Here is a 16,709-nt window from a genome sequence, read left to right on the forward strand (position 1 = left end):
CCCGGTGCTCGCGTCCCGCCCACCGCATCGCGCCGCCCCACCGTCTTCGTTGGCATGCACCCACCCTGCCGGAGCGAGAGAGCACACCCACAGGGGCGACCTACTCAACCGAGCGCGTCCACGTACTCAACCGACCGCGCTCACCCCGGCCGTCGCCAGGACCCACGCGAGGCGCGGCACAGGCCGGAGACCGGGCCCGCGCGCGTGAACGCCGGGGGCCGCACCCGCGAATGGCGCACCGCGGTGGGTGGTCCACGTACCGTCGGCACGGCGTTGTGTCGGGACAGGCCCGACACAACGCCGTGAAAGTTCGCCGAGCCGGGCAACTTCGCGCAATCGTGCCCGTGTTGAGTGACGCCCGCTCGACCGTCCGGCAGCTCATGGCCCGGCTCAACCGCCCGCCCTCAACCCGGGCCGGTACGGAGGTCGTCACGGGCATCGAGGACGAACACCTCTTCGTGATCCGCGATCGGGATTCAAAAAGGAGAGGTGGCGCGCGGGGCGGCCGTGCAGGATGCGGTCATGGTGAACCGTCGCGTGTATGTGGACCTGGACCAAGTCGAGGATCTCGATCACGACTGGCTCTACGTGGTTCTCGAGGGGCCCTCGGGTTCGTCTACGAGATCCAGCACGGAGGTCATTCCTGTTGCCAGGGCGCGATCGAGGGTTACCTGGTGCCGGTCGAGTCGCTGGACGGGTACGCCGCGCTGATCGACCTGTTCGTGAACCGACTGCACAGCGCGCCGGTGGCGATGGCGTCCATTCCCGAACATCTGCCCGCATTGCGCGCGGCCGTCGCCATGATCCGGATTCCGGCGAGCAGCGGGTCCTCGCGCACGCTCGACTACGACCTGAGCCCGATCGTCGTCGACGAGACGCGCCTGGAGGAGATGACCGAGGCACACGTCCCGGTGACCACGGAGTTCGGCCCCGGCATCCTGGTCTGGTCCAACTCCGACTGAACCCCGCCACCGAACGAAGCAACGACCGCCTCGGGCTGCCGTCGGGGTCAACACGGTTTTCGAACACCGGATGGCGGTTGCGTGTTGTCGGGGCGGGTGCCGGTTCCCCCCGCGGCCGACGGCGGATCGGTTCCCGACCCGACGGACCCGCCGATCCCGCGGACACGGGCGGTACTGCCCATGAACCCGGTCGCGACCCGCAGCTGTCCACGGCGGCGCGGCGCGTTCGTCGAGGATCGAAGCGGCCCGCCCGGCTCCGGATCCATCGCCTCCTGCGGACAGCCGTCACGTGCCGACGACAGAGCCAACCTGCCTGCGATACAGGGCACTTGTCCCCCGACACCGAGCGCAGCGCCGCCACCGCGTCGTAAGCGCGTCCGGACTCCCCCGACCGCTCCATCGGGGAAGCGGGGCCGGCGGGCGCGGAAACTGCCGGCGAGCAGGCGCAGCTCGTCCGGGCGGTCGTGTCGGGCCGGGATCGCGGTCGACTCGTCGGGCCTCGTTCGTCGACACATGCCGTGTCCCGTGGATCCGCGCGCGGCACCTCGACCGTCTCGTCCGTGAGGCACGGCCTGTGTCGACGACCGGGACACGCCTGGCCGCCGCCCTCGACAGCGCGAGATGTCCCCGAGGGATCAGCCGGCGCTCCCCCGGCTTCGGTGCCCGTAGCGGCTCAGGTCCGCGGAACGCCGCCCCGGGGGTTGGAGGTCGGCGTAGGGGTGCCGGCGGGCGCCGGTGCCGTGGACCAGGACGCGCCGCGGCTGTGCGGGTGTGGGGCGGGGGCGTGGCGGGCCGGACTTCTTCGACGGGAGAGGTCCGGCGTGTCCCTGTCGACCCCTGCGTGACGCCGGGCGGCCGGGTCGTCGTCGGTGTCGGCCACGACCGTGTACGCGTCGGCCGGCTGTCCTGCGAGACACGGGCGTGGCTCGCCGAGGCGACCGGTCTGGGCACCACGGTCGTCCACGTCACGCACGACCTGGCGTCGGCGCGGCTCGCCGACCACTGCCTGCTGCTGCACGGGGGTCGATTGGTCGCGGAGGGCGTCCCCGAAACGGTGCTGACCGGTGCGACGTTGCGGCGCGTGTGGGGCCTCCCCGACTCCCTCTGACCGGGACGACACCGGACACGACAAGGCACTGCGCTCCGGCGCTCATGCCGCACGGCCGGCTCTCGAAGGACGCGAAGGGATCCGATGTGCGCGGGGTCGGTCAATGACCGAAACGCCGTCGCCCTCCCGGATACCGAGACACTCGGGGTGAAGCACGGCCACCGACCGGTCGTCCCCTCCACAGGAGGGCGCGACGAACGAGCTCGGCTCCGACCGCGCGTTGCCGCGGTCGGAGCCGTGCTGAGATCGGCACAGCCGCGGCGCGCCCCGCCTGGGGCGCAGGCTCCGGACCCGCCCTCGGTTGCGGCCGACCCGTGACGAAACGTCCGCAACAATCACGGGCCGGCCGTACCCTCCGTCGCGCGGCCGCCGCTGTCGACAGTTCGCCGTTCCGTGCGGCCGTGACGTCCTCGTCCCGGGCCTCGTTGGGCACGCTCCGGCGCGGACGGTCGCCGAGGTGCGCCAAGAGGCTGGGCCATCGTCGACAAGACCGGGAGGAACCTGGGCGACGTCCGCTCGCACCCGACGAACGACACGTCCTCGAACCGAAGCCACCCCGCTGTCGACGGCACTGAAACAGCGCGAGCTGCTCAGCGAGGCCGTGGGTCGAGCCAGGCCGGGCCTGCGGTGGGTCGGCTCGTCGCCACGACGCGGCCTCCCGCGCCGGTCCGTGGACGCCTCCTCCCCCGTGACCGGCGGTCCGGGAGTCACCGGGGTTCCCTGGCGGGGAGTGACGTGGTTGGCCGCAGCGGCTCGGAGATGAACGACCTGTTCGTGTTGCATGGCGAGCAGTGCCCGGGCCTGGTGCGAAGGTTGGTGAGCTCGTCGATCACCTGCTCCGACTGGGCCGCCGCGAAGTTGTCGTTCGCTCTGTCCGTGCAGTCGGACTGTGTGGTCAGGTGGTCTGCCGGAGTGCGCTGACCAGTGCGCGCGGATCGTCGGCGTGGAAGCGGATGGTGTGGGCCTGTCCCATCACGCCGAGTGGGCGGGTGAAGGGGAGTGGCCGGTTCAGCTCCAGGGTCACGGAGGTCTGGCTGCCCACGATCAGGTCGAGGACCCCGTCCTCGGACAGGGTGATCAAGCGGCCTTCGGGGTAACGCCGGTCGACCCGGACCGAGGCGACAGCGTCGGACGGCACGGCGAGGTCGAAGAGGACTCCGTAGCGGATCCGCACAGAGCCGTCGGGGTGCACGACGTGCGGCCGAGTGACGCAGGCGGCGTGCAGGCCCAGCACGAGGACGACGCCGTACACATCGAGTACCAGGATCACCCCGTGGAGCGCCGGCCAAGGGATGAGGAAGGCCAGGCCGACCGTCTCGACGACCAACACGAAGAGCAGCCCGTACATCATCGCGGTCTGGGGCCCGGTGTACGCGGCGGCGACATCCCCGGGGCGCACCCCGTGGGTGCCGCGCCGGATCCACCGACCCAGGGAGGCGAGGTTGCGCAGCTCGTGGAGGACCAGGCGGCGGACCGGCACCGGCACCGCCTCCCGTATGGTGGCTCGCCGCGCCGCCTTGCGGTCCGCGCCGCGGGCGCGCGCGGCAACGTACAGCGAGCGCAGCACGCAGGCCTCCAGCAGCAGCACCGCGAGCACCAGCGCCTCGGCGCCCGCCGGCACCCACCCCGGTGGCCGGACACCGGCCGCCAGGCAGACCACCATGACCAGTTCCCCCGGCAACACGGTGGCCATCGCGACCCGCGCCGTCCGTATGCCCCGGCGTCCGCCGCTCATCCCCGGCCCCTCTTCATGAACGCGTCCATGAGTCGGCGCACGACTTCCGCCTGCGCGGGGGCGTACTCGGCGAGCAGCGCCTCCTTGAGCCCGGCCACGACCACCCCGTCCTGAGGGATCGCGGCGAAGAGCTCGTCCGGGACGGCTGCCATCAGGTCGGCTGCCAGAAGTACGATCCGCGGATCGTCGGCGGGGGCTTCGGCGAGCGCGTCGAGACGCTCGTAGAGTTCGACGACCGCGGGGTCGGCGACCAGCGTTGCGAGCAGCGCGAAAATCTCCTGGCTACCGGTGCCGGTGGCGTCCACCAGCGTGAGGTACTCGCGGTCCTTGGCCGCGCTCGGCGAGTCCGTCCGGGGAGCCTGGGCCAACAGGGCGGCAAGGCCGGGTGAGACGGGCCCTGTCGCGCCGGGCGGCTCGGCGAGCAGGGCGCCGAGCCGGCGGCGGCGCTCCCGGATGTCGGCTTCCTGGCGGGCCAGGTCGGCGTCGAGCTCCTTCAATATCTCGGCCAGTTCGCGTCCGGCATCGTCGGCGAGGGCGTCGCGGACTTCATCGAGGCCCAGGCCGAGTTCGGTGAGCCGGCGCACCCTGGCGAGCAGGACGGCGTCGCGGACGCTGTAGGCCCGATAGCCGTTGGGACGCCGCTCCGGTTCCGGGAGCAGTCCGACGTGGTGGTAATGCCGGATCGCCCGGGTGGTGAGCCCGACGAGCGCGGCGATCTCTCCGATTCGCATGCCTCCAGTAGAAACCCTGCCGTTGCGTCAAGGTCAAGGGCTCGGCAGCCTCGTCGAGGAGGCCGAACGACTCGAAGGTGGGCGGGCTCCGGGCCGCCGAAGTCGAGTGCGGCCCGGTTGCGGCGCCGGTGCCGTGCGTGGTGGTGAACGTGGACTACCGGCTCGCCCCCGAACACCGGCGACACGCCGAACTCACCGGCGCCCGCGTCGCCACGACACCGCTACCTCCGCCACCGTCCCAGCCGCGACGGGCCGTCCGGCGCGTCGGAGCCGACGGCACCTTCGCCGTCGTCGCCCCCACCTCCGCCCCGGCATCGCACACGCGGCAAGACCGTCACCGTCGTCATCGAGCCGAAGACGGTGCGCAACCTGACGATCCCGCCGCCATCAGGACACCGGCGCCCGGCCGTCTGTGATCGTCTCCGCCGCCGCATCCGACTGGTCTGGGCCGACGGCTCCTACACCGGGCCCCTGGTCGACTGGGCCGCCGACGCCCTGGGTATCGCGTTGACGGTTGTCCGACGCCCCGACGGCACCCGGGGGTTCACCGTGCTGCCGCGCCGTTGGGTGGTGGAGCGCACGTTCGGCCGGCTGATGCGTTCACGCCGCCTGGCCCGCGACTACGAAACCCGCCCCGTCGCAAGCGAAGCGATCGTGATGTGGTCGATGACGATGCTCATGACCCGGCGTCCGGCCCGCCGGGCTGCGGCGCGCCCACAGACCCAGCCCGCGGCGGCAGCGTGAACACCCCCGGCATCTGTTCGGCCGGCCACCCGCGAGCCACCAGCCGCTTCGCCTTCGACCGCACCCCCTCCAGCTTTCCCGGCACCGGCTCCAACCCCAGCCCACGGGCCGGGTCCTTCAGCCGCGAACCCGTTGCGGCCTCGGGAGCATCCACCAACTCCACGATCCGCCGATAGACCGGCGCCGGCACCTCCACCGACCCCCCTTCCCGCCGATGCGGCACCACCGAACCGGCCACCGCGGTCTCCACGACCACCGGCTCCGGCGGCCCGCCCGCCGCTTCCCGCGGACCATGCGTTTCGAGGGCCTCCGCCAACTCCGCCACCGCGATCACCCGCCGCTCCAGCACCGCTTCGGTGTCCCGCAACGCGGCCGGCACCCGATCCGCCTCCGCCCGCAACTCCTCCACGCGCACCCGAGCCGCGGTCTCCCGGTCTTCCAGCAACCCCATCACCGACGCCACCACAACCCCCACGAGTGAGACGACCCGACGCGGTCATCCCTCCCGCACAGCAACGGACTTCATGCCTGACCAGCAGAAACTCAGCGATCACATTCGATAGGACAACGGCTTCTAATGCCACATCACGGGTCATCACGTCATGGCTGCGGACACTCGGTAAGCGCTGCGCATGGGTCGGGCGCTGTTCGGTTACGTCGCTGCGTGAGAAGCAGGAGGACGAGTGAGGCGGCGACGCCTGCGGCAGCGATCAAAGGCAGTAGTTTCAGGTTCTGCGCGACCACAAGACCTCCTCCTCCCGCCCCGGCCGCGATGGCGATTTGCATGACCGACTGGTTCAAACTCATGAGGACGTCGGAGGCATCGGGGGCCAGCGAGGCCACGCGGATCTGCTGCGTGGAAGTACTTCCCCAGGCAGCTATGCCCCACAACAGAACTGCGCCTACTGCACTGCCGGTTGCGACTCCGAGCACCGGGAGGGCGATGAGCACCAGCACGTGGAAGGCCTTGGTCACCGTCAGCGTTCGATGAGCTCCCACACAGTCCGTCAGGAAACCACCGATTCGTATGCCGACGATGCTGGTGAGGCCGAAGAGCAGTAGGACGAGGCTCACCGCGCCACCGTCGAGACCGACGACACGGACCAGGTATGGCGTGAAGTACGTGTTCAATACGGCGTAGCCGCCGAGCCAGAGAAATGTGACCGTCAGGCCCAGGATGATGCGCGAGTCGGCGAGCAGGCCGAGTTGGCGGCGGAGCGGCACAGGAGCATGGGGAACGGTACGCGGGAGTGTCGCCCGCACCAGGCCCGCCACGAACACCGCGAGCGCGGCGTTGAGCGGGAAGGTGGTTGTCCAGTCCCAGTGTTCGGCGATGGTGCGCCCGGCCGGTACTCCGAGGACGAGGGACGCCGTCACACCCATGACGACGGTTGCGACCGCTCGGGCGCGGCGTTCCGGAGGCGCGAGGCGTACGGCGAGACTCAGTGCTGCGACGACGACGAGCCCGGTACTCGCCGCCATGACGACTCGCAGCGCCATGATCGACAGGAAAGTGGGGCTCAGCCAGGACACGATGTTCGCGGCCGCGAAGACGAGCAGCGCTACTGATATGAGAAGGCGCCGTTCGACTCGTGCCGTCATCACGACAAGCACAGGAGTCGTCAGCCCGTATGCGAGGGAGAAGACGGTGACGAGCCGGCCCGTGGTCGCTTCACTGATTCCGAGCCCTTGGGCAACGAGGTCAAGCTGCCCGGGCAAGATGTATTCGGCCACTCCTGCTGTGAACGTCGCGCAGAAGAGCACGGCGGTGATCAGCGCGGAATGATGTCTCACAACGATATTCCCAGATTTGCGGGGGTATGAATGGTGATCGATGTCGACTCATGGGGATTGATTGCTGGGCGTATATCGACCGGAAAGCCGTGGGGGCCTCCTGGCGGCGCGAGACCGGGCAGGTCCGCTCAGCCTTGAGGCCCCCACGGCGTGCAGGCCGCTTCAGCTCGCCGAGCTCGGCGGCCGGGTGCGGTTACAGATGCGCGGCCAGGAACGGCAGGACGACGTCGGCCATCTCGTCGGGCACTTCCTCCGCGAGGTCGTGGCCGGCGTCGAATACGTGTCCGGTGACGTCGTGGGCCATGAGCCGCATCTGGGACTCGTTGCGGTCGCCGATGAAGGCGGATCCGCCGAGCGCCAGGACCGGGATGTCCAGCTTCTTCTGCGCGGCCTGCCGGTTCTGTTCGGCGTCGACGAGCATCGCCCGGTAGATCGAGAGCATCGCGCGGATTCCGCCGGGCATGGAGTAGCAGCGCACGTATTCGTCGACCGCGTCGGAGCCGGCGCTGTCGGGGTGGCTGCGCTCGAACTTGATCATGTAGGTGATCAACTCACGCTCGTGTCCGGCGATCAGCATCTCGGGTACGTCCGGCTGAAAGTAGAAGCCCAGATGCCACAGGTGCATGCCACCGGCGACATTCTCGGGGGTGAGGGCCGCGTGGTCCTCGAAGCCGAATCCGGGGAACAGGGCCTCGGCGAACACGAGGGCGGTGACGTGGTCGCGGTGGCGGGCGGCGAGTTGGTAGCCGATCACCGCTCCCCAGTCCTCGCCCGCCACGGCGTACGTCTCGTGTCCGAGGTGGGTCATCAACTCGGCGATGTCGTCGCTCATGGTCGCGGAGTCGTAGCCGTCCGCGGGACGGGCGGAGTCGCCGAGGCCGCGCAGGTCCGGTACGACGACGGTGTAGTGGGGCGTCAGCTTCGGGACCAGCCGGCGCCAGTGGTAGCCGGTCTTGGGCACGCCGTGCAGGAGTACCAGCGCGGGGCCGAACCCGGCCGTGCGGTAGTGCAGACTCGTTCCGTTGACGGCGGCTCGGCCCGTGCGGACGGGCATTTCGTCGTGGTCGAACATCATGTTCTCCAACCTTTCTGTCCTACCTCGCGATACGGGTGTCAGTGGGCTTGGGGAGGGTCGACGACAGTCACCAAGCGGCTCGGTCCGGTGCCGTCCGTGGTTGTCCGGGCGGCGATACGGCCCGCGGAGCGCAGAATGACGTTCTCCGGGTAGAGCCGACCGAGCAGGGCCAGCAGCACGAGGTCGTCCTGGCCGGTGGCGTCCAGGGTGACGTCGCCTGCTTGCGTCCACACCAACCCCGGTGCGCGCAGTGCGGACCACACAGTCGCGGTGCGAGGCGCGGCATCGGAGTGCGCGTCGTCCGCGGCGGGGTCCGGCCGGTGGGCGAAGCGGTGGCCGCGCAGGGCCTGGCCGAGGTCGACGTGGGCGGTGGCGCCGTCGTGGGTGATCTCGATGCGCGCGGTGCGGGTCCCGTCGCCGACCGGCCCGGTGCCGGTGCGGGCGGTGAGCGGCCCCGACACGGTGACGGCGGGCGGCAGGTCCTCAACGAGGGTGCGGGGGGCGGCGTAGTAGTCCTGCACCTCGGCGACGTACGTGGTGGTGTCTTCGGCGGCCGGGTCGGTGCGCCAGGTCAGCAGGTGCCGTGGTGCGGTCAGGGGTGGCCGGTCGAGGACGGCGGGCAGGGCGGTGCCACCGCCCGCCTCGAAGCCGTAGCCGGCCGGGCCGGAGGTGCCGGTGACGACGCGGCGGGCGAAGTCCACGATGCCGGCGTGCCGGATCTGGCGGACCAGCAGTTCGGTGAGGAACGCGTCGCGGGCCGGTTCGGTGTGCCGCAGACCGGTCGGGGTGATCAGGAGCGGAACGTCCTGCCAGTTGGTGAAGGGCAGCAGGGCATCGCGCAGCAGGACCATCTGGTGCAGCCACTCGTTGTAGAGCTGCATCGTGACGGGCCCGCCGCGCCGGCCTCGGAGCAGATCGGCCGCGGGAGGGGTGAGCACGTGGCCGTAGCAGTGGCTGCGGACGACCAGCGGTCCGGCGGGCAGCGGGATCCGGCTGATGAACAGCCTCTCCAGGGCCGAGGCGGCCCAGGAGGCGAGCTCCCGGCCGATCGTCTCGGCCTGCCCGCCCAGTTCGCGCACTGCCGAGGCGCTGTCCGGGCCGATGCCCAGCGGCAGGGAGGTCTCCCGGGTGCCGAGTGCAAGTGTCGCGCGGACCTGATCCCCCAGCACCTTGCCGTCGGCGCTGGTGAGGGCGTTGTCATCGATGATGCCCTGCAACAGCGGCTCGGTGGCGGTGAAGAAGTCGCGGGCTGTCAAGGTGGTACCGGCCGCGGCAAAGGTGTTCCAGCGGCTACCGCCCAGAGCGGGCGTGCTCGGGATGGGTGCGGGGGGCATGCGTCCTCCGAAGTCTTCGATTGAAGCAGGGCGGGGTCGCCGGATCCCGTGTTCGGGCGGGCAGGCGACTTTTCTGGATCGTCTGATACAGATTGCGGCCATGAAAAAGGGCTCTGTCTCCGGAAGCGTGAATGATCTTCGAGTCGCGGGATCAGACGGGGTGAACCAGGCCTGGAACAGCGCCGATTCCTCGCCGCCGTCGCCAAGCAGCCACGGCGGCCTGGGAATTCACGCTTCCGGAGACGGAGACTGAAAAAATCAGTCGAGGGCGGCCAGCGCGACCTCAACGAGGGGTTCGAGGGCGTGGACGTCCGGGGTGATCTTCGCGGAGACCAGCAGTCCGTTGAGGAACGTGACGAGGAAGGCGGCCAGCGTGTGCGGGTCGTGTCGCGTCGCGATCTCGCCGCGCTCCGCCGCGACCCGCAGCACCTCGGCGAGCGCGTCCCGGCTGGCGTCCTGCATGTCCCGCACGGTGCGCCGGATCGCCGCATCCTTCGGCAGGCGCTCGCAGGCGGCGTTGACCACCAGGCAGCCTCGGCCGTCGTCTTCCACGGCGATCCGGACCCGCTCGACCAGCATCACACGGATCGCCGACCGGGCGTCCGCCCCCTCCTCCAGGCTGCGCAGGGCGGCCGCCGCGAGGGTGGTGCGGTAGTGCTCCAGAGCCGCCCGGTACAGGCCCTCCTTGTCGCCGAACGCGGCATACAAGGATCCCTGCCCGATCCCCAGCTGCTGGGTCAGGTCGCGTACCGAAGTCGCCTCGAAGCCACGCCTCCAGAACAGTTCCATGGCGCGGCTCACCGCCGCCTCGGTGTCGAACTCCCGGGTTCTTGCCATGACCCCACCGTAACCTATCTGGATCGATTGCTCAAGAAAAGGGATTGCGTCCTGACCACGCGCCGCCTCACAGGCCGTACGCCCGCCCCGGCGTCGGCTCGTCGCTGAACGCGCCCCCCGCCGCCCGCCGCCCGCCGCCGCAGGTGAGTCCGAGCACGTCAGGACTTCAGGATCATCCCGTTGCCGCTTTGGCGCGTATCTCGGTCACACCCCTGGTCCTCGTCGGCGCCGTCGGGGTCGCGATGGGCTTCCGGTCCACGAACGCCACGGCACTGGAGCTCGCGGCGTTCGGGCTGATCACGCTGTCCTCCTGGCACTCACCTGGATCGCGGTCGGCATGGGCGCGGCCAGTCCGAACCCCGAGGCGGCCGGCAATACGGCCATGCCGCTGATCCTCCTTCCGCTCAACGACAACGACGCGGCGGCGCAAACGCCATGACCCCGGCACAGCGGGCCACGCCGGCCGAGATCGACGTCGATGTGACCGCACCGCAGGAACGGCCGGCGGCACGTCAGCTGCGGCGACGAGGGCGGACAGGTGGACCCTCACCCTCGCACCTGTACCGCTCCATCCCTGCCCGACACCGCCCCGAGAGCCCGGTGCGAGAACTACGCGACGTCCTGTCGGCTTGAGCCGGGGCGGCCGAGGGGCCGATCCGTGGGAGCGGCAGGTGTTCCGGCCCGTTTACCGCACGAGACCCAACCCCTGCGCGCCAGTCGGTATGCCCTGCCGGTGCCCGGTCCGGGCACCGTGCGGGTCGTGGACCGTCGCGGTCGAACCGCAAGCACCGTGCGTGAAAGGCAAGATCGGTCGCAGGCGGGCGCCACCACCACATGGTGGTTGACGCGTCGGATGCGCCACCGCCGACAGGGTCACACAGCCGCGGTTACCCGGATGTTTCCGGAACGCGACGCGTTGCTCGGGGCGGTGTCGAGCTCGAACTACTCCCAGAGCAGCGGGCCCAGAACGACGAGCGACTCCCGGTACATCTCCTCGAGTTGCCGGCGTCGCGCGCTCGCGGAGTGGCCGAAGAAGACCTCGAGATCACGCATCCAGCCGTTCAGGGCGAAGAGGACCATGTGAGCCGCCGACGCGTACAGCGACGACGCCGTGGTGCTTCCGCCGTCGGGCGTGAGTGTTCCGGGCTCCCGGTCGAGGGCGTCGCGGTGGCGTGCGCTCGAACTCGCATTTCCTGCGGGATTGTCGTCCGGTGTCCATACTCTCCGGACGGGCGTGCGCGGATCGGTCGCGCGCCCGCGGGTCGTCGGATGCGTTATCGGAGGTCGGGCGTGGAAGCGGACGTGTGGGCCGTGGTGGAGGAGTCGCGGCGGACGGCGTGGTCGTCCGCGCCGTTCGGCGTGGTGGCGGGTGACCGTTCCCCGCCCGTCGGGGAGCGGCCTCTGCGAAGCGTCGCCCTCGCGCCCACGACGGTTCGAGGCGCCGATCCGCTCAAGGATGCCCTCCGGGGGCGCAGCGCCGTCGCCGGCCTCATTCGCCACCCGCAGCCGGACAGTGCCGGTGAGAATCCTTCCGCCGCATTGCAGGCAGCGGCAAGGGAGTGGATCGACCCAGAGACTCTCAGCCCGCTCGTTGCGCGGTGGATGCCCATCGCCCGTGGCACCGCAGAAGCGGTCGACGCACTCGTCGGCTTGATCGAGACCGCGTCGGAACCCTGGCAAGCCGCCACCGGACTCCAGTGGATCGACGAGTTGATCGGCGACAACCACGCTGCCGTCGCGTCCCGATCCTGGCGACTCGTGCCGTGGTTGGAGGCACTGAGTACGTCATCGCACCTTCGCCCCCCAAGTCTGGCTCGGCTCCGGCACATCGTCGACGGCCTCGCCACCCACGGCGACAGCCGGGCAGCAGCACTGCAACGCCTCGATGGTTGATACGACGCTCTGTTCGTCCTCCTGCGGATAGCAACCTCAGGCTCCCTACGCGCCACCGGACGCCGACACCCCGAATGATCGCCGCATCGACCAGGCTCCGTTCGGAACGTGGCTGCCACAGCGTGGAGTTCTTCGCAAGTCGGCCGGCAGGTCTTCCGCATGCTCGGTCGCGGAGGTGCGGCCGAACAGCGACACCGTGACGTCCCGGCGAGTTGCCGTCGCCGTGCCGCAGACCCCGGCAGGGTCGACTGCGCCACGTCCCGGCGCCGCCGGCCTTGCGTGACGGGCTCACCCGGCAGATGCCCGGCCGAATCGGTGATCAAGTGACGTATTGCAGCGTGCCCAACGAGGTCCCGGCCTCGGCTGCGACGGCGCGCAGGGACGCCCGCACCACTCCGTCACGGGCCGGCGCGTTGCGTACAACCGCGACCGGGTGTTTGCGACGAACCGGAGCCTCGACGTACGACCTGGCATTCCCTCCCGGTCGGATGACCGAGGTTTCGTCGTGCCCGGTCCGTTGTCCGAGGCGTGCCGTCAGCTTGCCTCGGCATCGAAACCGGCTGCGCGCAGGTAGTCGCCGACGGCCGTGTGGTTCTTCGTGAGAACTTCGATCTTCTCGGCCATGCGATCGCGAACCTGCTCGAGGGCGGCAACCATGTCCGGCGTCAGATAGGGCATGTGAATCGTTCGAGGGCTGTCCAGGCACGGCAGGATCTGCCTGATGATCTTCGTCGGCAGGCCGACGTCGAGCAAACCCCTGATCTGGCGGACCCGATCGACCACGTAGTCGTCGTAGTCCCGGTATCCGTTGTGCAGACGCTCCGACACGATCAGATTCCGCGCCTCGTAGTAGCGCAACATACGCACCGGCGTACCCGTGCGCTTCGACAGCTCACCGATCCTCACGTGCGACCCTCCCCACGAACGGCGCAAGTCATCGATTTGACCCTGACATCAATGTCATCCGTTGATCGTATGGCCATGCCAAGAACGGATCGCACCACGTCGATTGCCGCCGCTGTCCCACGGTTTCCCCTCGCGGGGCTGCTGGCACTGGGCACCGCAGGACTGATCACCCTCCTGACCGAGACGATGCCCGCCGGAGTACTGCCCGCGATGAGCCACGATCTGGGGGTGAGCGAGTCGGCAGCCGGTCAGACGGTCACGACCTTCGCCCTGGGGGCACTGCTGTCGGCTCTCCCCCTGACACGAGCAACCATCGGATGGCCACGCCGACACCTGCTGCTGTCCGCGATCTCGGGATTCGCCGTGACCAACACGATCACGGCCCTCTCGCACAACTTCCCCCTCACGCTTGCGTCCCGGTTCATCGGAGGTGTCGTCGCGGGACTGCTCTGGGCCCTGCTCGCCGGGTACGCCCGTCGCATGGTCGCCCCGCACCAACGCGGCAGGGCCATGGCAATCGCGATGGCAGGCACTCCCGTCGCGCTCTCGGTCGGTGTACCCGCCGCCACATTCCTCGCGAAAGTCGTCGGCTGGCGTTTCGCCTTCGGACTCACGACCGCAGCCACCCTGGCACTGATCGTCTGGATCATCGCCACCGTGCCCAACTTCCCGGGACGGCCCAAGGAGTCCCGGCTCCCGCTCGCCCGAACTCTGCGCATCCCCGGTGTCGCCCCCATACTCGTCGTGACGCTGACCTTCGTACTCGCGCACAACACCCTCTACACCTACATCGCGCCTTTCCTCGACTCGCTCGGCATGGCGGACCGGGTCGACGCCGTCCTCCTCACCTTCGGACTGCTGTCGTTGGCGAGTATCTGGATCACCGGCGCACTCATCGACCGCCACCTGCGCACCCTCATGATCACCAGTTGCGCCCTCTTCGCCACGACGGCTCTGCTCCTGGGAGTCTTCACCGGCTCCCCCATACCGGTCTTCGTCGGCACGGCCGTGTGGGGGCTCGCGTTCGGCGGCACGGCGACCCTGCTCCAGACCGCCGTCGCCGAAGCAGCCGGTGCGGCCGGGGACGTGGCCCAATCCCTGCTCGTGACCGGCTGGAACACCGGCATCGCCGGCAGCGGCATCCTCGGTGGACTCCTGCTCGGCGGACCCGGAGCAAGCTACCTCGGCTGGAGCGCCCTCGCGCTTTTGCTACCGACTCTGGCGATCGTCGCCGGTGCACGCAGGAACGGATTCCCCGCGCACCCACTCCACCACGCCGAAACGACGCCAGGATGAAACCACCCCTCCTCGAATGTGACCGCGGCCCTGACGCCCAGGCGGCGACGACCGTGTTCGCAACCTGTGGCATCCGGCGCCCCGCCCCCGCTTCCCGCCCGGGCCGCCGGGAGCCGGGAATGTCGGTGCCGGCGTAGCGGGCGGGACGAGTCCGACTGCCCAGCGTCGCGTGCCTCGCTCCAAAGACGCCGGTGCTCGTGCCGGCCCGAAGCGCGCTTCGGGCCGGCCGCGGCTTTCGGATTCGGTCCTGCCCGGCACGCCGGTCCCGAAGCGGCGGCGGGCCGGGAGACGGCCGGTGGCCGACTCGCACATGGCCCGCTCTCCCCTTCCTGGGGGGCGGGAGGGAGCGCCTGGATTCAGGTGACGGCTCCGAGCGAGGATAGAGGTTCGTGTGACCACCCAACGCTACGGTGATCTGGAACTGCGCTTCACCCCGGACCTTCATGGTCGAGGACCCGCCCGCAACGCACACTGGCAGATCCGCACCTCGCCGTTCTACCGGATCCGCCGCATCCGGCACTTCGATGTCGCCCTGTTCCGCGACAACCGCAACGGGATGGTGCCGCAGGAGCAGTCGGAGACCGTCACCAGCGGCGCCAGTCGGGAGGACAGCACCACCTTCAGCATCACCACCGGCATCACCGTCGGCGCGTCGCTCGGCATCGAGGTGTCCGCGAAGCCCTTCGGCGTGGGCGTCGCCGCAACCACCACGTACTCGGTGTCGGCGACCGTCGAACTGGGCTACGAGACGCGCCGGAACGTGACCGTGATGAACCAGGTGGCCAGGATGTACGCGCTGACCGTGCCGCCGCGCAGTTCCGGTTGCCTGTGGATGGAGCACCACGAACTCGTCCCGGTCCGCGCGGACGGCAGCGTTCTCGGCCCCCGGGCCTCGCTCGGCTTCCGCACCGACCACTACGTGACCGGTGAGTTCCCCGGCGGGCCGGCGTACGCGCCTTCACCGGGGAGGACGGAGGCGAACGGACACCACTGCCCGACAACCTCCCGCCCACCGTCATCCCCGCGGCCGCGGCCGCGGCCGCGGAGGGCGATCCGTCCTGACCGGGGTGCCGCGCCACCCGTCGGGGTGACGCCCTGCTCCGCCCACCCGGCGGAACTCACGCCGAAGGCGTCCGTGACGTCGTCGGGGTTCATCGCCTCGTCGCTCGTGCCGGTACCCACGCGGCGCGCCCCCGGGGGAGGTCACCGCGACGACCACGCCGAGTCCGGCGGGGGTCCGGGTCCGGACCCGGACCGGTACGGGTCGGACCCCGGACCCGAAGCGGGAAGCCGGGGTTCGTTCGCTGCGGGGTGCGCTGCGCGGTGGGTTCGACGGTGAAACATGCCCGGGCCGAGCCGGGCGTGTTTTGCCTGGTCAAGGGCCGTGGACAAAGGGTCGTCGGGGCGCCGACATCTCTCCCGGTACGTGTGGCTGTACCGGGCGGGATGCCTTTCCCTCCCTCCTCCATCCGGGCGGCGCGGGGCCCGGCGCCGCGCCGCCGCTGCGAGCGGCACGCGCGGTGGAGTTTGGACGCGAACGCCGACGGCGTGCCGGAACACCTCGCGTTGCACGAAGTACCGGAGGTGGTCCAGGCGCAGCGGCGGTGGGCCGGTGTGGCGCGGCGCGCGGCGCGGGCGGGGGTGGGGGTGGGTAGCAGGGCGGGCATAGGTCGAGCAGCCACGCCACGGCCGTCTCCTCCCACCCCTCGACACCGGGCGGACGGACGCCCCGAGGCCACCCGGGCGGCGCGATCCCGTCCCGGCCGCGGGGCTTGAGCGCAGCGGCGGTGTCCCGGCCCGGCTGCTCCCATGGTGGGGGTCCGGATCGCCGCTTTCGTACATACATTCGATTACGGCTGGTCGTACGGAACCATGTGTTCCGATATTGCGTGTCCGGTGACACCGAACCACCAGGACCGTACGAATGAATGCAGGGGTGGGGAACATGATCGTTCCGGTGCTGCTCGGCGTTGTGGCGCTCGCCGCCGGCGGATGCGCGTGTGTGGTGTGGGCAGAGCGCGGCGGACCCCGATGGGTCCGCGTCGTGGCGACCATGACGCTTGCCGCCGGCAGCCTGCTGCGCCATGCCCGGAAGCACCGGCGCCGGAGCAACAGCGGGGACGCAGGCAGCGGCAGCGACGGCTAGGAACCTCAACGAACCGCCCCCGATCCACTACGGGCACAGCCTCGGACCCGGGCGGGCAACAGCCCGGGGCACGAGTTGGGGGGCACGGCGCAGACTCGGGCACGGCCCGACGGCGGCCCCGAGGAACCGGGGGCGATCCGCGTGGACG

General features: G+C 70.3%; 16 protein-coding genes and 2 pseudogenes. 9 read left to right on the forward strand and 9 right to left on the reverse strand.

The window, feature by feature from the left end; translation table 11 throughout:
- Positions 1-380 precede the first annotated feature (380 nt).
- Together A3IC_RS71875 and A3IC_RS73235 are read left to right on the forward strand one after the other, a co-directional pair.
- Positions 381-962, forward strand: a complete 582-nt coding sequence (locus tag A3IC_RS71875; protein ID WP_245599818.1) for a DUF6210 family protein — start codon at positions 381-383, stop codon at positions 960-962.
- Between the two features lie 841 nt (positions 963-1,803).
- Positions 1,804-2,070, forward strand: a complete 267-nt coding sequence (locus A3IC_RS73235; RefSeq protein WP_020556183.1) for a hypothetical protein — start codon at positions 1,804-1,806, stop codon at positions 2,068-2,070.
- An 895-nt stretch (positions 2,071-2,965) separates the two neighbouring features.
- Here A3IC_RS73235 and A3IC_RS0142610 read toward each other — a convergent pair.
- Both A3IC_RS0142610 and A3IC_RS0142615 read right to left on the reverse strand, forming a co-directional pair.
- Entirely contained in the window at positions 2,966-3,805 is an 840-nt protein-coding gene (locus tag A3IC_RS0142610) for a hypothetical protein (RefSeq protein WP_026219377.1), read from the reverse strand.
- Complete coding sequence (locus tag A3IC_RS0142615) at positions 3,802-4,536, reverse strand: MerR family transcriptional regulator (RefSeq protein ID WP_020556185.1); 735 nt, start codon at positions 4,534-4,536, stop codon at positions 3,802-3,804. The genes A3IC_RS0142610 and A3IC_RS0142615 overlap by 4 nt, the downstream gene beginning before the upstream one ends.
- Positions 4,537-4,613: 77 nt before the next feature.
- Between A3IC_RS0142615 and A3IC_RS73850 the strand changes: the two genes are divergently transcribed.
- Both A3IC_RS73850 and A3IC_RS67980 read left to right on the forward strand, forming a co-directional pair.
- Complete coding sequence (locus A3IC_RS73850) at positions 4,614-4,952, forward strand: alpha/beta hydrolase fold domain-containing protein (protein WP_020556186.1); 339 nt, start codon at positions 4,614-4,616, stop codon at positions 4,950-4,952.
- Positions 4,858-5,280: pseudogene (locus A3IC_RS67980) on the forward strand (transposase); the annotation flags it as partial. The gene A3IC_RS73850 and the pseudogene A3IC_RS67980, both read left to right, overlap by 95 nt.
- Here the strand turns inward: A3IC_RS67980 and A3IC_RS59770 are convergent.
- From A3IC_RS59770 to A3IC_RS0142645, 5 genes are all read right to left on the reverse strand, one after another.
- Positions 5,213-5,755, reverse strand: coding sequence for a hypothetical protein (locus A3IC_RS59770; protein WP_026219379.1), 543 nt, complete (start codon positions 5,753-5,755; stop codon positions 5,213-5,215). The pseudogene A3IC_RS67980 and the gene A3IC_RS59770 overlap by 68 nt on opposite strands.
- Before the next feature lie 125 nt (positions 5,756-5,880).
- Positions 5,881-7,074, reverse strand: coding sequence for an MFS transporter (locus tag A3IC_RS0142630; protein ID WP_026219380.1), 1,194 nt, complete (start codon positions 7,072-7,074; stop codon positions 5,881-5,883).
- A gap of 193 nt (positions 7,075-7,267) precedes the next feature.
- Positions 7,268-8,149 (reverse strand): alpha/beta fold hydrolase, encoded by an 882-nt coding sequence (locus tag A3IC_RS0142635; RefSeq protein WP_020556189.1) that lies wholly within the window; start codon positions 8,147-8,149, stop codon positions 7,268-7,270.
- A gap of 38 nt (positions 8,150-8,187) precedes the next feature.
- Positions 8,188-9,483 (reverse strand): hypothetical protein, encoded by a 1,296-nt coding sequence (locus tag A3IC_RS0142640; RefSeq protein ID WP_020556190.1) that lies wholly within the window; start codon positions 9,481-9,483, stop codon positions 8,188-8,190.
- A 258-nt stretch (positions 9,484-9,741) separates the two neighbouring features.
- Positions 9,742-10,320, reverse strand: a complete 579-nt coding sequence (locus tag A3IC_RS0142645; RefSeq protein WP_020556191.1) for a TetR/AcrR family transcriptional regulator — start codon at positions 10,318-10,320, stop codon at positions 9,742-9,744.
- A 209-nt stretch (positions 10,321-10,529) separates the two neighbouring features.
- On the opposite strand from A3IC_RS0142645, the pseudogene A3IC_RS66080 reads away from it, so the two are divergent.
- Positions 10,530-10,726 (forward strand): annotated as a pseudogene (locus A3IC_RS66080) (ABC transporter permease); the annotation flags it as partial.
- A gap of 536 nt (positions 10,727-11,262) precedes the next feature.
- Here A3IC_RS66080 and A3IC_RS69355 read toward each other — a convergent pair.
- Positions 11,263-11,400, reverse strand: coding sequence for a hypothetical protein (locus tag A3IC_RS69355; protein ID WP_020556193.1), 138 nt, complete (start codon positions 11,398-11,400; stop codon positions 11,263-11,265).
- 210 nt (positions 11,401-11,610) lie between these two features.
- Between A3IC_RS69355 and A3IC_RS59775 the strand changes: the two genes are divergently transcribed.
- On the forward strand, positions 11,611-12,213 hold the full coding sequence (locus A3IC_RS59775; protein ID WP_158696328.1) for a hypothetical protein: 603 nt from the start codon (positions 11,611-11,613) through the stop codon (positions 12,211-12,213).
- 534 nt (positions 12,214-12,747) lie between these two features.
- Here A3IC_RS59775 and A3IC_RS0142665 read toward each other — a convergent pair.
- On the reverse strand, positions 12,748-13,119 hold the full coding sequence (locus A3IC_RS0142665) for a MerR family transcriptional regulator (protein WP_020556195.1): 372 nt from the start codon (positions 13,117-13,119) through the stop codon (positions 12,748-12,750).
- 69 nt (positions 13,120-13,188) lie between these two features.
- Here A3IC_RS0142665 and A3IC_RS59780 point away from each other — a divergent pair, with 69 nt between their 5' ends.
- From A3IC_RS59780 to A3IC_RS0142680, 3 genes are all read left to right on the forward strand, one after another.
- The gene (locus A3IC_RS59780) at positions 13,189-14,415 is read left to right on the forward strand and encodes an MFS transporter (RefSeq protein WP_020556196.1); all 1,227 of its coding nucleotides are present in this window, start codon (positions 13,189-13,191) and stop codon (positions 14,413-14,415) included.
- A 391-nt stretch (positions 14,416-14,806) separates the two neighbouring features.
- Positions 14,807-15,754 carry a hypothetical protein gene (locus A3IC_RS0142675; RefSeq protein ID WP_026219381.1) on the forward strand — a complete coding sequence of 316 codons (948 nt, stop codon included), beginning with the start codon at positions 14,807-14,809 and terminating at the stop codon, positions 15,752-15,754.
- Between the two features lie 585 nt (positions 15,755-16,339).
- Entirely contained in the window at positions 16,340-16,561 is a 222-nt protein-coding gene (locus A3IC_RS0142680) for a hypothetical protein (protein ID WP_245599815.1), read from the forward strand.
- The last annotated feature ends 148 nt before the right edge of the window (positions 16,562-16,709 follow it).

The organism is Embleya scabrispora DSM 41855, assembly GCF_000372745.1.
In the GTDB taxonomy this organism is placed as follows: domain Bacteria; phylum Actinomycetota; class Actinomycetes; order Streptomycetales; family Streptomycetaceae; genus Embleya; species Embleya scabrispora.